At 56.5% G+C, this 14828-nt stretch carries 9 protein-coding genes; 6 read left to right on the forward strand and 3 right to left on the reverse strand.

Annotated features, from left to right (window positions below; genetic code table 11):
* Position 1 precedes the first annotated feature (1 nt).
* Together ACOOGA_RS13535 and ACOOGA_RS13540 are read right to left on the reverse strand one after the other, a co-directional pair.
* The gene (locus ACOOGA_RS13535; protein WP_417460040.1) at positions 2 to 883 is read right to left on the reverse strand and encodes an alpha/beta fold hydrolase; all 882 of its coding nucleotides are present in this window, start codon (positions 881 to 883) and stop codon (positions 2 to 4) included.
* Between the two features lie 50 nt (positions 884 to 933).
* A complete protein-coding gene (locus tag ACOOGA_RS13540) occupies positions 934 to 3282 on the reverse strand; it encodes a TonB-dependent receptor (RefSeq protein WP_417460041.1) in 2349 nt (782 codons plus the stop codon).
* A 191-nt stretch (positions 3283 to 3473) separates the two neighbouring features.
* On the opposite strand from ACOOGA_RS13540, the gene ACOOGA_RS13545 reads away from it, so the two are divergent.
* Positions 3474 to 4187, forward strand: a complete 714-nt coding sequence (locus tag ACOOGA_RS13545) for a TetR/AcrR family transcriptional regulator (protein WP_417460042.1) — start codon at positions 3474 to 3476, stop codon at positions 4185 to 4187.
* 32 nt (positions 4188 to 4219) lie between these two features.
* Here the strand turns inward: ACOOGA_RS13545 and ACOOGA_RS13550 are convergent, their stop codons facing one another.
* The gene (locus tag ACOOGA_RS13550) at positions 4220 to 5407 is read right to left on the reverse strand and encodes a JmjC domain-containing protein (protein WP_417460043.1); all 1188 of its coding nucleotides are present in this window, start codon (positions 5405 to 5407) and stop codon (positions 4220 to 4222) included.
* A 269-nt stretch (positions 5408 to 5676) separates the two neighbouring features.
* On the opposite strand from ACOOGA_RS13550, the gene ACOOGA_RS13555 reads away from it, so the two are divergent.
* The 5 genes from ACOOGA_RS13555 (at position 5677) to ACOOGA_RS13575 (ending at position 14820) form a co-directional block, all read left to right on the forward strand.
* A complete protein-coding gene (locus ACOOGA_RS13555; protein WP_420430677.1) occupies positions 5677 to 7401 on the forward strand; it encodes an N-acyl-D-amino-acid deacylase family protein in 1725 nt (574 codons plus the stop codon).
* 181 nt (positions 7402 to 7582) lie between these two features.
* Positions 7583 to 8473: a LysR family transcriptional regulator gene (locus ACOOGA_RS13560; RefSeq protein ID WP_417460044.1), complete on the forward strand. Its 891-nt coding sequence runs from the start codon at positions 7583 to 7585 to the stop codon at positions 8471 to 8473.
* A gap of 174 nt (positions 8474 to 8647) precedes the next feature.
* On the forward strand, positions 8648 to 11341 hold the full coding sequence (locus tag ACOOGA_RS13565) for a TonB-dependent receptor (RefSeq protein ID WP_420428879.1): 2694 nt from the start codon (positions 8648 to 8650) through the stop codon (positions 11339 to 11341).
* A gap of 177 nt (positions 11342 to 11518) precedes the next feature.
* The gene (locus tag ACOOGA_RS13570) at positions 11519 to 13363 is read left to right on the forward strand and encodes a CocE/NonD family hydrolase (RefSeq protein ID WP_417460046.1); all 1845 of its coding nucleotides are present in this window, start codon (positions 11519 to 11521) and stop codon (positions 13361 to 13363) included.
* A complete protein-coding gene (locus ACOOGA_RS13575) occupies positions 13360 to 14820 on the forward strand; it encodes a YfcC family protein (RefSeq protein ID WP_417460047.1) in 1461 nt (486 codons plus the stop codon). The genes ACOOGA_RS13570 and ACOOGA_RS13575 overlap by 4 nt, the downstream gene beginning before the upstream one ends.
* Positions 14821 to 14828: the final 8 nt, after the last annotated feature.

Consider the following 14828-nt stretch of genomic DNA (forward strand, 5'->3'; position numbering starts at 1 on the left):
CCTAGGGAGTGAGAGAGAAAAAGGCGGAAAGGATTTTCCGGCTTTCAGCTTCATCCAGCGTTGGCGCGTGGCCGACATGGGGGATCTCCTTGGAGGCCAGTCTTGGCGCCGCTTTATGCATCTGCTGGACCGTCTCATTGGATAACACATCCGAGATCGCGCCCCGGAGCACAAGGGTGGGGCGTTTACGGGCCATATGCTTGAACCTGCGCCACAATAGGAATGAGGCCAGCTTGATGGCAAAGGCGGGGGCTGGTTTGAATATCTTTGGGTCATAGTCAAAAGCCGGTGCGCCGTCATCACCCACCCTGAAGGTGCGTTTAGCGAGCCTCTTCCAGTCTTTGTCCGAGAAATCAGGGAAGGCTGCTTCGCCGGTAAATTTGGCGTAGGCCACTGCGTCGGCCCATGTGGCAACAGGCGGTGTTTTACCGGCATATGACGCGATGCGCTTTAGCCCCGCCGGGTCTACCGCAGGCCCGATATCATTAAGCACGACGCTTGCCACTTGCCGAATGTTCGATGCAGCCATGCCCATGGCCACAAGGCCGCCAAGGGAAGTGCCAATGATGTGCACAGCTTCAAGCTTTTGGTCGGCCAGAAGCGCCTGCATGTCGCGCACATAAGTGGCGGGTTTGTAGCTGCGGCCGGTGGGGTCATAGGCCGATGGCCCGCGCCCCCTGAGGTTTACCACAATCACCCGTCGCCCGTTTTTTGCGAGCCAGGGTGCCACCTCGTCAAAATCCCGCGCGGAGCGGGTGAGGCCGGGAATGCACATAATAGGGGCCTCAGCGCTTGGTGTGGCTGGTGCATAGTCCCGCGCTTCAAGCGTCAGCCCGTCATGGGATTGCCAGCGAAGGGCAGTGAAATCAGCTTGAGTGCTCATATAACGTCCAGAGTTACAGGGTGCCCGATGAATTTCAGGCGCCCTTGTTTTTAGAAGCGATATTCAAGAGAGGCGGTGATGGTGCGCGGCGGGCCGTAAAAGCCGATGATCGAATCGCCAAACGCAAGGCCGGGGAAATAATACCCGCCGGTGCGGTATTTCTCGTTGCCCAGGTTGCGGCCATGCACGCCAAGGCGCCAGCTGTCGTCAGCCGATGTCCACACAACACTCACATCATAAAGCTGATAAGCTTCCTGATCGATCTCAGGCGCGGGTGTTTCAAACATGGATGACAAGCTGCGGAAGGACATGCCACCGCGCAGGTTGATGCTGCCGTTATCACCTAGGTCATAGCGGTAGTTCAGCGCAAAATTACCGTTCCACTTTGGTGTGTTCTGGAACTGGCGGCTGTCTGCCACATCGGTGATGACATAAGCGGGTGGCGCGGAAGGGTTTGGCGCATAGGCCAGATATTCATCAAACTGGGCATCAATATACCCAAGGCCAAAGTCAGCGCTCAGGGCATCGGTGAAGCGCGCGGTGCCTTCAACCTCAAGGCCCTTGATGGTGGAGCTGCCCACATTGTCGATGAAACTTACAACGCCAGAACCGGTTGCGTTCACCTGCTGGCTTGTCACCTGCTGCCCGTTATAGGACGCGTAGAACACAGCGCTTGCGAGCGTGAGGCGGTTTTCAAAAAATGCGCCTTTGAGGCCCAGTTCATACGAGTCTACCGTTTCAGGCTCATAGCCGTTCACCGTGTCTGGTGTGGCCACGGCGTCCCCGCGCATGTCAAACCCGCCAGATTTGAAGCCACGGCTGTAGGCAGCGTAAACATTCATCTCATCCGTCAGCGCATATGAAAGGCTGGCGCGTGGTGTGAACTCTTCAAATACAAGCGAGTTGGTATAGTCGGTCAGCAGTTGGATCTGGATGCCATTGCCGCCAGAAAGCGGGCTGCCGAGGCCAAGGTAGTTGGCCTTGAACACAACGCCGGTTTTCTCGTCCCTTGTCCAGCGGCCACCAACGGAAAGGCTCAACCTGTCTGTGATATCCACGTCAAAGTCAGCAAACAGGGCATAGGATTTGGTATCCACCGTGCCGCTTGTGCCTTGCGTCAGGTTTGGTGTTGGCGCACCGGGGATGGCAGATGCGCCAAGCCCGATGATGGTGTCATAGCCCCCGCTGGCGGAAGCATCGAGATAATAGGCACCCACAAGACCATTGACGCCGCCAAAGCTCAATAGCGCTTGGAATTCCTGCGAGAACTGGTTGTCGTCATACACCGTGTCGGGCGCGGCGATATCAAGAATGGGGGCAGGTGTGCCATCAAAATCGATACCTTCTGTGGTGGTTACACCGTCTCGGTAGGCGCTGATGGATTTGAGGGTGAGCGTCTCACTCACGGTCCATTCCGCGAGGAAAGAGATGCCTTCGGTCACAACCTTGTTGTAGTCACCCAGCCCGGCCCATGTGTCATAAACCCCTTCCTGCACCGGAAAGGCACCTGCAGGCACATCAAAGCCGAAAGGGTCGGTGATGGGTGGTGCGGCATATGCTGCTGGCAATGCCGCCTCCCGGTGGCCGTGGTTGGCGTTTGAGGTGTCAACTGTGCGGTCAGCAGACGCACGGAAAAACAGGTCCGGCGTGGGGCTGAACTCAACGCTCAGGCGGCCTGACCAGGCGTCCTTGTTGTTGGTGTCTGCGCCTGTGTAGAGGTTTTCGCCGTACCCGTTGCGGTTATAAAGCCCGAATGCACCACCCACTGAAAGTGTGTCGCTGAGCGGTACGGAGCCCGCGAAAATAAAGTCATGCTGGCCATAGCTGCCAAGGTTGGCGCGCGCGCGGAAAGTAGGCTCGCCCTTCATTTTGGCGGTGACATATTTAACCGCGCCACCAATAGTGTTGCGGCCATAAAGTGTGCCTTGCGGCCCACGAAGGACCTCAATGCGCTCAATGTCCAGAATATCAAGGATCGCGCCTTGCGGGCGGGCGATATACACATCGTCCACATAAAGGCCAACGCCGGGTTCAAAGCCCCACAGCGGGTCTTGCTGGCCGATACCGCGGATGAAGGTGGTGAGCGTTGAGTTGGTGCCACGTGAAACCTGCAGCGTGAGGTTTGGCGTGGTGCGCTGAAGCGCCGTAATGTCTGCCGCGCCCCTGAGGTCAAGCTGCTCTGCACTTTGGGTGGACACGGCGATGGGCACTTCCATCAGGCTTTCATCGCGCCGCCGGGCGGTTACGACAATCGTATCGATGTCAGAGACCGTATCAGCCTGTGCACTGGTTTGTGCCAGATCCTGCGCTAAGGCGGGCGCGCCGGTGCCCATAAGCGCCATCATTGATGTCGCGGCGACAAGCAGCGGCTGCCGCTTGATAAATTCGTTGACCTTCATCGACTTTCCCCTTCCCAAGGCGGTGATCTTCCACCTTCTCAGATGAATGAGTTTGCTGTTGTTGTCAATTTATTTATTAGTTGACCAATAAATAAATGTAGATAAGGCTTGCCAACCGCCAGCGCTTTGCGCACCTTATAAAAGGAGCCGAGGGGAAGCGGTACACAGCCAAGCAGTATGTGGGGAAGCGTATGCCAGACGCAATGGGTCACGTGACGGAAAACAAAGACATAAAGAAACCGCGCCAGCGCCGCCGCAAGCAATCAGATCGGCGCGAGGAATCGTGCGAAAGCATATTGGATGCAGCAGAGGAGCTGTTTGCCCAGCGCGGATTTCACGGTGTTACGCTGCGTGAGATCGCGAAGGCGTCGGGCACAGATACGTCACTGCTGCACTATTATTTTGGCACCAAGGACGCGCTTTTCCGCGCAGTGATCGACCGCCGTGCGGACATGGTGAACAATAGCCGCATGGCGTCGCTTGATGCTTATGAAGCTGAATGTGGTGGTGAGTATACCGCTGTTGGGCTGGTGAGCGCCTACCTGAAACCCACATTTGAATTTATGATCCGGGGGGAACCGGGGCACCTGAATTATGGCGCACTGGTTGCCAAGCTGAATAGCACTGTCTCAAGCCCTGATCTGGAGATTGGGGAAACGCCGTTTGACGGTGTGGTGCACCGCCTTGTGAAGATGATGCACAGGGTAAGGCCTGACCTGACCGACGCTGATTTCTACTGGTTTTACCATATGATGTCTGGCTCAATCTCGCTTTCGCTTGCGCAAACGGGGCGCATTGATGTGCTCTCCGGCGGCAAGTGCCGGTCAAATGATTTTGCTACTATCCTCGAGCATATGACCGACCTTTACGGTCGTGCGCTGGCGCAAATGGGCAAGACCCAATAGGTGGGCTCAAGAGCTGAGAGACCGGTTAGGCCTTATTTAACCACTGTCAGATAGCCGTTTTCCACGAACATTTTGACAAGTGCTATACGCACATCGTCTCCCACGTCGCCGGGGATATCACCCACGCGAAACTCAGGCGTATTCATCAGGTAGCGCATGGAGCTTTCCACCCCAAGGTGGACGAGCGTGTAGGTCCCCGGTTGGCGGAAATCAAGGATGTTGGGTGTAACGCACAACCGGGCGGCAGCGAGCGGATGCTGGCGCACCACGCTGTTTGCGGTGAGCGGCTTTTCCAATGTGTTTTTGGGCAGGGTTGGCAGTTCCATCAGCATTTTTGCGTGCCGGTGCGCGAGCGAATCCCGGATGAAAGCTTCTGAGCGCAGGCCTTGCTGCAGCTTTTGAAGCGTCTCGCCAATCTGGCGTACCATGAGTTGGCTGAGCTGGTTGTGCGCCAGCGCATCGGCGCGGGCACCAAGCTGGGTGCGAAGCGGCATATCAAGATCAGACAAATAATCCAGCATGGACATCACCGCATCTCTCACCGTCACTGGCTTGAAGCCAATGGCAAGGTGGATGCTTTCGCTGGTGGACTGTACCGTGTGCGTGGTCCCACGCGGCAGATACAGAAGGTCACCCGGCTTTACGTCATAGGTGCTGTATTGCCCCATGGGTGGTTCACCGGCGCCAAGGGCCTTCCAGTCGTTTGGCAGGCGCGGCGGGTCGTTTGAGATGAACCATTTTTTCTGCCCGAGAAGCTGGATGATGATGACATCAACCTCATCGTCATGGACCGGGGCTTCAGCGCCACCTTCGCTCCAGAAAATAACGGTGCCGGTGGGATTGCCAACCACGATATCAATGGCGCGGTTAAACGCTGCAAGCTCCGGCGTTAGGTTCGTGGCATCCGGCACACGGATGGTATAATCCCGCTCGTGATATTCCTTGATCAGATCCGCATAGGCTTGCGCGTCCGGCACACGGCGCGGTATAGGCGGCGGCGTGGCCGCATTACGGATATGGCAGGTCAGCGTATGGGCATGATCTTCATAACCACTGAGGATGGTTTTTTTGGGGTCATCACCCAAAAGCATGCGGCAATCAGCAACATCATTTCCGATCACGGCCAGATGTTTGCGGCCAAAGATCTCGTCAAAAAACTGATCGTATCCGATGGGGTCAAGGACCCGCGCGATGGTCTCTTTTGCTTCTTGCAGTATCATGCCGTGTCTCTACGCCTTTTCCCTGCGAACCGGTTACCTGCTGGAATAGGCAGATAGTATGCTCTCTCATGTACGGGGGCCTCATTGGTGCCCCTCATTTTCGGGGCGGATCATGGCAGATGTGGGCCGGGTGATGCAAGGCCTAGCATGCACGGGATGTACTGCTCATAGTCATATACGCACGGCCTATACATTTGTGCCCCAATGCCCTTATGCTGAACCACGCAAATACACGCGCAGTTTGGCTATATGGGGGACCCAAGATGAAAATGGCAGCAGGTATCAAACAGATCGCAGGCATCGCCTTTGTGGCGCTAGCTTTAGCAGTTGGGTGCACACCCGCAACCGATGAGCAGCATGACCTCATCATCCGTGGTGGGTTGATTGTGGACGGCAGCGGCGCTGAAGGGTTCATCGGTGATGTGGTGGTTGATGGTGACAAAATCACTGCTGTTACTCAAGGCACAAGCCCGGCGAAAGCCGCCAGGGAAATTGACGCCAGCGGCCATGTGGTCTCCCCCGGTTTTATCAATATGCTTAGCTGGGCGCCGCACACCCTTATTGTGGACGGGCGCGGTATGTCTGACGTGCTGCAAGGTGTTACCCTTGAGGTGATGGGCGAGGGCAGCTCCATGGGGCCGCTCAATGACGCCATGAAAAAGACCAAGATTGACCAGCAGGGCGACCTGCGCTTCCCCATTGAGTGGACAAGCTTGGGTGAGTATTTCGACTATATGGAGCAGAAGGGCATTTCGCCCAATATTGCGTCTTTTGTGGGCGCGGAAACCGTGCGGGTGCACACACTGGGCGAAGACGATGTGGCGCCAAGTGAGGCGGAGCTGGCCACCATGCGCGGCCTCGTGCGGCAAGCGATGGAAGAAGGCGCGCTTGGTGTTGGCTCGTCCCTTATATATGCGCCCGGCACGTTCGCGAGCACGGAGGAGCTGACAGCATTGGTGCGCGAAGCGGCGAAATGCGACGGCATGTATATCAGCCATATGCGTTCTGAAGGTGGTGGGCTTCTGGAGGCCATAGACGAACTGATCACCATCAGCCGCAACAGCGGCGCCCCGGCAGAGATTTATCATTTCAAACAAGCCGGTCAGGCGCATTGGGACAAAATCGATGATGCTATCGCGCGGGTTGAAGCCGCGCGGGCTGAAGGCCTTCGTATCACCGCAGACATGTATACCTATACGGCAGGCGCCACCGGGCTTGATGCTGCCATGCCCACATGGGTGCAGGCAGGCGGGTTTGAGAAATGGCGCGAACGCCTGCAGGACCCGGAAATTCGGGCCCGTGTGGCTTCGGAGATGAAAGCGCCGGGTGAGGGGTGGGAGAACCTTTATGATGCTGCAGGCGGCGCGGAAGGTGCGCTCTTGATGGGCTTCAAGAACCCTGACCTTAAAAAATACACCGGCATGACACTGGCTGAGGTTGCCGCAAAGCGCGGCACAAGCCCGGAAGAAACCGCCATGGACCTTGTGGTGGAAGACGGCACACGGGTTTCTGTCGCCTATTTCATGATGAGCGAAGAGAATGTGGAACGCGCGGTGGCACTGCCGTGGATGTCATTTGGCTCAGACGCGGGCGCCCCGGCGGCGGAAGGGGTGTTCCTCAAATCAAACACCCACCCGAGAGCGTACGGCAATTTCGCGCGTGTGCTGGGGCACTATGTGCGCGAGGTGGGGGCAACCACGCTTGAAAGTGCGGTGCACCGCATGACAGCATTTCCGGCAAATAACCTTGGCCTTAAGGCGCGGGGTATGCTCGCGCCTGGCTATTATGGCGACATCGTTATTTTCAACGCCGATACAATCACCGACCACGCAACGTTTGAAAACTCTCAGCAGTATGCCACCGGCGTGCGCGATGTGTTCATCAACGGTGTGCAGGTGGTTGAGGGCGGCAGCCACACCGGCGCCACACCGGGGCGCGCCCTACGGGGCGCAGGCTGGGCAGGTTGGCCGGGCGGCGGCGCGTGTGAAGGCTAAAGCCCGGGCACGGCTGCTTCTGGCTTGCTATGATGCTATGATGTTTAGGAATGGCTTTTGCTAAAATCGGAATGCTTTTGCATGAGGTGAACGGCTGGCTTATTGTGGCGCTGAACAAGACTTTAAGCCCAATACCAAGCCCAATACTAAGCCTAGCGCCAAGCCCAGCAAAGGAACCGACATGCGGCCCAAATCACGGCACCTTGAAAGCTTCCGCGAGATTATGCGCACAGGCTCGGTGACCGATGCCGCGCATAATCTGGGCCTGACACAATCTGCGGTGAGCAGGCAACTGGCCCAACTTGAGGACCAGCTAGGGCTTGAGCTTTTTTACCGCGACAAAGGGCGGCTTACGCCCCTGCCGGAAGCTGTTGAGCTATGTCAGGAAGTTGATCTGGCGCTGTCGAGCTTTGACCGCATCGGCCTTCTGGCGGAGGACCTTAGGAACCTGGCGAAGGGGCAACTGCGTGTTGTTGGCCCGCCAAGTTTTGTTGAGGGTGTGCTTGCAGGTGCCATTGCCAGCTTTCTGGAACAACACCCCGATATCAAGTTCACTATTGATTCCCGAAACCACGAAACCATTGTTGAGCAGGCGGTATGCCGCGCGGTGGATTGCGGCTTTCTGAAATTGCCCGTCTCGCACCCCAATCTGTCGGTTGAGCATATTGTCACCGCCGGTACTGTGTGTGTGCTAAAAAAAGGCCACTCCCTTGAGGGCCGAAAGGTGCTGACTCCCAAGGACCTGCGGGACGAGCCTCTGGTGCTGCTTGGCAAGGGCAAGGCGTTCCAGCGTCAGCTTCAAGATGCCTTCCGCGAAGCCAAGGTATGGATGAATGTGAAGGCGGAAACCCATGCGATCGGCGCCTCCTGCGCGTTGGCGGCAAAGGGCGTTGGTGTGGCCTTTGTAAACGAGCTTATGGGTCAGGCTTATAAGGGACTGGGTGTCAGCCTTGTGCCTTTCCGCCCGGCGATTGATCATAAATATGCGTTTGTGACATCATCCCAAATCCCCATGTCGCGGGCCGCAGCTGCCTTTCTCGACCACTGCAAGGCCTACTTCAGCGCCGGATAACCGCCATTTTTTCCTTCCGGGCATGATATTTCGGAATAGGGTCGCGCTATATTTTCATAATATTGAATACCTGTCACTGCCTCCACTAGCCTTCTCAAAATCAAGAGACATGCATGGGTGCCCACCCAATGCAAGCCGGTCTAGGGAGGACCAATTGTGATGGAGAACTGTGTAATGAAACGATCACGCCATAGCCTGTTGATGCTTGGCACCATTTTGGGATCAAGTGTTTTTGCCGCATCGGTGCAAGCACAAACAAGCGCATCGTCAGCTGATGAGCCGATGGTGTTTGAAGAGGTTTCGGTCGTTGGCTCACGCATCAAGCGCCAGGACGAGGTATCAAACAGCCCGGTGTTTACACTGTCAGGTGATGACCTGAACGCCACGGGCCTTGTGTCCATGGGTGAAATGCTGCAAGAGCTGCCCGGCGTTGGCTTTAGTCTGAACTCGAACGGGTCTGGCGGCGTTAGCCACGGCACCAGCAGCATTAACCTGCGCAACCTTGGTGCAAACCGTGCGCTGGTTCTTGTGAACGGGCACCGCTGGGTGGCGGGTTCCGGTACACGTGGTTTCCGTGACTTTGTGGATTTGAACACCATTCCGCAGTCCATCGTTGGGAGGGTTGAGGTGCTGAAGGACGGCGCCACCGCAATTTACGGTGCAGACGCAATTGCGGGTGTGATCAATATCCACACCAAAAAAATGGATGGGTTTGAGGTAAACGCCTATGGCGGCAGCACCTCTCGCGGGGATGGGGAGAGCATGAGCTTTGACCTGACCTGGGGCCAGACGTTTGACCGTGGCTCGGTTCTCGTGTCAGCCATGTATACAGACCAGCAGGAAATTTACACCGAAGACCGGGAGCTGACACGCGAGCCGCTCAACAGCTGGTCAACCACAAACCCTAATGGCCGCTATACTGGCACACCGCTTGGCGGCGTGCTCACCACCATCGCAGGGCGGGACGGTACGTCGGTAGATGATTTCAGGCCTTATGTTGACCCGGCAGACCGCACCAATATTTATGACCATACCTATGTTACTGGTCCGCTGCGCCGCTATGCTATTTGGGGGCAGGCTGAATATCAGATCACCGAGGGTATCCATGCGACAGCGGAGATCCTTTATAACAACCGCCGTTCAGACCAGTTGTTCTCACCCATCACACCGCGCGTGCGTGGCGGTGAGGGTTATGTTCTGCCAGCAGACCATCCGTTCAACCCGTTTGGCGAAGAAACCGGGTCCAGCCTGAACCTTACGCGTCAGCTGGATGAGCTTGGCCAGCGGGTAAACCTGCAAAATGTTGAAACATGGCGTTTTGCTGCTGGCCTTGACGGTGAATTCTCGAACGGCTGGTCGTGGGAGGTGTTTTATTCCTACGGCAAGAACGATTCTACGTTCGATTCACTTAACCAGATCAATATGGAACATCTGGCGCTTGGGCTCGGGTCAAACGATGCCTGCGCGGCGGTATCTGATTGTGTGCCAATCAATTATTTCGGCCCGCTGACAGAAGCAATGACCGACTATCTGCGCTACGATGCCCATGACGAGCATGGCACCCGCCAGCATGACTTGACAGCAAACATCACCGGTGACCTGTTTGAAATGCCGGCTGGTACTGTTGGTTTTGCGGGCGGCTTTGAATATCGCCGTGAAAGCGCGTTTGATAACCCTGACTACTTTGTTGGCGCGAGCCCTGTGCTCAATAGCTACCGCACCACATCTTCCGCGCCGCGCGAAGCTTCAAGCGGGTCTTATGATCTCTATGAGTTTTATACAGAGCTGAATGTACCGCTTCTGAAGGACATGCCGCTGGTACATGACCTGAATATCGACGCAGCAGTACGCTACTCGCACTACAGCACCTTCGGTGACACCACCAACACCAAGTTTGGTATTGGCTGGCGCCCGGTTGAGGACCTGCTTATACGCGCCACTTTTGCGGAAGGTTTCCGTGCGCCGTCTATCCTCGAATCCACCCCGGCAGAGCGGGCCACCAACCTTGTGGCGAACGACCCCTGCAGCGGGGGCGGTGCTGGCCTTGTTGGCTGTGCCGGTGTGCCAGCAACCTATGAGCAGGCGGGCAACGCGGTGACAGCAACGGTAAGCGGTAACCCTGACCTGCAACCAGAGACATCACGCAACTATTCGGTCGGTGCCGTATTGACACCAAAGGCCGTGCCGGGGCTCTCTCTTTCCGTAGACTGGTACCGTATCAAGGTGTCGGACACGATCACCAGCCTTGGCTCACAGCGTATCCTCAACCTCTGTGCCAATACGGGTGACAAATGCGACCTGATCAGCCGCGATGCGGCAGGTGAGATTACCAACCTGCTGGACGGCCCGGTTAACCTCAACACCACAACTGTTGAAGGGTGGGACATGACCGCGCGGTATCAGGTGGACGGCACAGATATGGGAGACTTTACCTTCCTCATCGATGCGTCTTACCTCACCAACTATACTGACGAGCTGGTGAACGATGACGGTTCTATCACCGTGCAGGAACGGGAAGGCACTTCAAACGTACTTCGGGAAAGCATTCCCAAGTGGCGCGGCAAAGGCTCCATCCAGTGGCACAAGGGCAACTGGTCGGCCAACTATTCGGCCCGTATGATTGGCTCAACGGACGAAGACCCAAGCGACACCACCGCCGGTGATATCCCTGCGATCTGGTATCATGATATCGCAGCAACCTATCACTTCCGGGATGACGCGATGTCCATCACCATGGGTGTTGAAAACATCTTCGACCAGCAACCGCCTGTGTCGCTTGTGAACACCAATGTGAACTTTGACATCAATACCTACAACGCGAAAGGCACCTTCGGGTATCTGCGCTTTACGGCCCGGTTCGGCGGTTAAGAACACGGCAGTACTGGTTTTGAAGTCTGCTGTTCCCTGTCTGGTCCTGGCTGTATTCAGATCAGACGGGGAACATCCCCAAAAGACCGACCTGGAGGCTTGCGCCTAAACCGGGTGTCATCATCAAGTAAGAATGGAATTGGGTTCGTGTCAGAGGCCGTTCAAGAGTTGACGATAATGCAGGATGTAATGGTAACAATGCGCGATGGTGTGCATCTGGCGACCGATGTGTACCTGCCCCATGCCTTGTCTGAGCGAAAGAGCGGCGGCAAATGGCCTGTGCTTCTGGAGCGTACCCCTTATAACAAACAGGGCCTCAACAGGTCTGAAAAGTCGGTTGAATTTCCTGCCGCCCGGTCACGCGCTGATATAGCGCGCTGGTTTGCCCGCCGTGGCTATGTGGTGGTGATGCAGGATTGTCGTGGCCGATACGGCTCGGAAGGGACATTCTCCAAATACCTGCATGAGGCGGAAGACGGCTATGACACCATGGCCTGGATTGTGGCGCAGGACTGGTGCGACGGCCAGATTGGTACCTTTGGTGTTTCTTACGGTTCGCACACGCAAATTTCTGCTGCGTGCCTTAACCCGCCCGGGCTTGCCTGCATGTTCCTCGATTCCGGTGGCTTCGCCAGCGCGTATCACGGGGGTATCCGCCGTGGTGGTGCGTTTGAGCTGAAGCAGGTTACCTGGGCTTATAAACACGCGCTCCTTAGCCCTAAGACAAAAGCCGACCCGGCGCGCCAGAAGGCGCTTGAGAACGTAGTGCTGGGGGACTGGTTCCATGACATGCCCTGGACGCCTGGGCATTCACCGCTCAGCGCCGCGCCAGAGTATGAAGCCTATTTGTTCGAGCAGTGGCAAAACGGCACTTACGGCCCTTATTGGCAGCGGCTTGGGCTGTCGGCGCTTGAGCATTACAGCCAGGTCCCCGACATTCCGGTGATGATCCTCAACAGTTGGTATGACCCCTATGTCGCTACATCGGTGACCAATTATCTTGGCCTCAAGGAAGGCCGAAAAAGCCCCACCTTCATGGCGATGGGGCCATGGACCCATGGTCAGCGCTCGTTCTCGTTTTCAGGCGACGTTGATTTTGGTGCGGATGCGGTTTTTGAAAACCATTTTGGCATGGACTATCTCAACTATCGCCTCGCGTGGTTTGACCATTATCTCAAGGGCAAACGTACCGGCACCTTTGATGAAGAAAATCCGGTAACTCTTTTTGTGATGGGCGGCGGCGATAGCACGGCAGACAATGCCGGGCGGCTCGAGCATGGCGGGCGGTGGCAATCCTTCAGTGACTGGCCGCTTGATGACGCTAAACCGACGGCGCTTTACCTTGAAAGGGGAGGCGCGCTTGCGTGGCAGGCTCCCAAAAGTGGCGAGGCTTATGTTGAATATGTCTACGACCCGCGCCAGCCCACCCCCACCATTGGCGGTGCGGTGACATCAGGTGAGCCGTTGATGATTGGTGGCGCGTTTGACCAGCGTGAGAGCGATATGTTTTTTGGCTGTGTGGCACCGGGGCGGGCTCTGAAGGATAGGCCGGATGTTATCTCTTTTGAAACGCCACCGCTTGCGGATGACCTGACAATCGCGGGGCCAGTACAGGCCCGGTTATGGGTCTCATCCGACTGTGTGGATACGGACTTTGTGGTGAAGCTGATTGATGTGCATCCCGCAAATGCGGATTTTCCAGACGGCTTTGCAATGAATATCACCGATGGTATCCTGCGCGCGCGCTACCGTGATAGCTGGGAAGAGGCTGAACTTCTGGAGCCGAGCAAGGTTTGTGAGATCAGCGTTGAACTGTTTGCCACGGCAAACCTGTTTAAGAAGGGGCATCGGGTGCGTATCGATATCGCAAGCAGCAATTTCCCGCATTTTGACATCAACCCCAACACGGGCGAGCCTGAAGGCGCATGGACAACCACATTGCGTGCGCGCAACAAGGTTTTCATGGACGGAAAGCGCCCGTCACACATTATCCTGCCTGTTGTGTCGGGGCATAAGCCATGAGCAAAACGAAAATAGACCTTCACGAGCAAGAAGCCGAAGCACGCGAGAGTGTGGACGCCATAAAGGCTGAAGCGCGCAGCAATACAACAAACCCTATTGTTATTCTGCTTGGTATTCTTGTGCTGGCCATGGTGCTGACCTATGTGATTGATTCCGGCGCGTTTGAGCGTCAGGGCAACCTGGTGGTCCCCGGTAGTTTTGAGGTGATCGAGAAAGACCGTTCGCTTGCCAACCTGTTTGCTATTCCCGGCGAGGATGACGGTAAGGGGGCTGCTGAGGCTCGCCCCGTGAGCTTTATTGGCACGCTTATGGCTATCCCGGAAGGCTTATCACGTGGTTCCGGCCTTATCTTCATGGTGCTTATTATTGGTGGCATGTTTGGTATTCTCACCCGGTCGGGCGCGATCGACGCCGGGCTTGAGCGCCTGCTCAGCGTCTTTAAAGGCAACATGTATGTGCTGGTGCCCGGGCTTATGGTGGTGTTCTCGGCCGGTAGCAGCTTCCTCGGTCTTGCGTCTGAGTACCTTCTGGTGATCCCTATCATGGCCGCTCTTTCCGAGCGACTTGGCATGTCCCGTATCATTGGGCTTGCGGTGGTTACGGTGTCGGTCAAGGTCGGGTACCTCACCTCTGTCACCAACCCCATCCCCCTGACGATTGCGCAGCCGCTGGTGGGCCTGCAGATATTCAGCGGTGCGGGCTTTCGGTTCGCCTGTTATCTGGTGTTCCTCACGGTGGGGATCGCATTCATGATGGTTATGGTGCGCCGGGCGGGTTTCTCCCGCACGGAGGTGGTTGAATTTAGCGCTGAACGCCTGTCCCTTCGTCACACGCTTTCCCTTCTGGCATTGGTGATGGGTGTGGGCATTCTTGTTTATGCATCCAACCGGTGGCACTGGCACCATGACGCTTTGTCGGCCTACTATATCGGGCTTAGCCTTGTGCTTGCGGCACTCAGCGGTTTGGGCGCCAGCGAAGCCGCGAATGCCTTTGTTTTTGGGATGAAAAAAGTACTGATGGCCAGTGTGCTGATCGGTGTGGCGACGGCTGTGTCTGTTGTGCTGGCGGATGGTCGCGTGCTGGATACTGTTGTTAACAGCCTTACCAATATGGTGGGTGGCGGTGGCCCGGTGCTGGCGGCGCAGGGCATGTTTGTCTCACAGCTGCTGCTTGATTTTCTCATTCCGTCCACCTCCGGGCAGGCAGCGGTGAGCATGCCCATACTCGGGCCTATCGGCCAGCTTTCCGGCGTGCCGCCACAAACAACGGTGCTTGCTTTCCTGTTTGGCAATGGCCTTACCAATATGCTGACGCCCACGTCAGGCACGTTGCTGGCCTATCTGGCCACCGCGCAGGTTGGGTGGGGCCGCTGGGCGAAGTTTATCTTCCCGCTGTGGCTTATCTTCTCATTTATCGCGATGGTGCTACTGACAGTTGCGGTAGAGATCGGTTTTTAGAAGTGGCT

Origin of the sequence: Kordiimonas sp. (genome assembly GCF_965216265.1) — a bacterium.
Lineage (GTDB): Bacteria > Pseudomonadota > Alphaproteobacteria > Sphingomonadales > Kordiimonadaceae > Kordiimonas.

What these genes read in the sequence shown, in the direction of transcription:
- ACOOGA_RS13560 (WP_417460044.1), top strand. Translation starts at nt 7,583, where the DNA reads ATGCGGCCCAAATCACGGCACCTTGAAAGCTTCCGCGAGATTATGCGC.
- ACOOGA_RS13545 (WP_417460042.1), top strand. Translation starts at nt 3,474, where the DNA reads ATGCCAGACGCAATGGGTCACGTGACGGAAAACAAAGACATAAAGAAA.
- ACOOGA_RS13540 (WP_417460041.1), bottom strand. Translation starts at nt 3,282, where the DNA reads ATGAAGGTCAACGAATTTATCAAGCGGCAGCCGCTGCTTGTCGCCGCG.
- ACOOGA_RS13575 (WP_417460047.1), top strand. Translation starts at nt 13,360, where the DNA reads ATGAGCAAAACGAAAATAGACCTTCACGAGCAAGAAGCCGAAGCACGC.
- ACOOGA_RS13555 (WP_420430677.1), top strand. Translation starts at nt 5,677, where the DNA reads ATGGCAGCAGGTATCAAACAGATCGCAGGCATCGCCTTTGTGGCGCTA.
- ACOOGA_RS13550 (WP_417460043.1), bottom strand. Translation starts at nt 5,407, where the DNA reads ATGATACTGCAAGAAGCAAAAGAGACCATCGCGCGGGTCCTTGACCCC.
- ACOOGA_RS13535 (WP_417460040.1), bottom strand. Translation starts at nt 883, where the DNA reads ATGAGCACTCAAGCTGATTTCACTGCCCTTCGCTGGCAATCCCATGAC.
- ACOOGA_RS13570 (WP_417460046.1), top strand. Translation starts at nt 11,519, where the DNA reads ATGCAGGATGTAATGGTAACAATGCGCGATGGTGTGCATCTGGCGACC.
- ACOOGA_RS13565 (WP_420428879.1), top strand. Translation starts at nt 8,648, where the DNA reads ATGAAACGATCACGCCATAGCCTGTTGATGCTTGGCACCATTTTGGGA.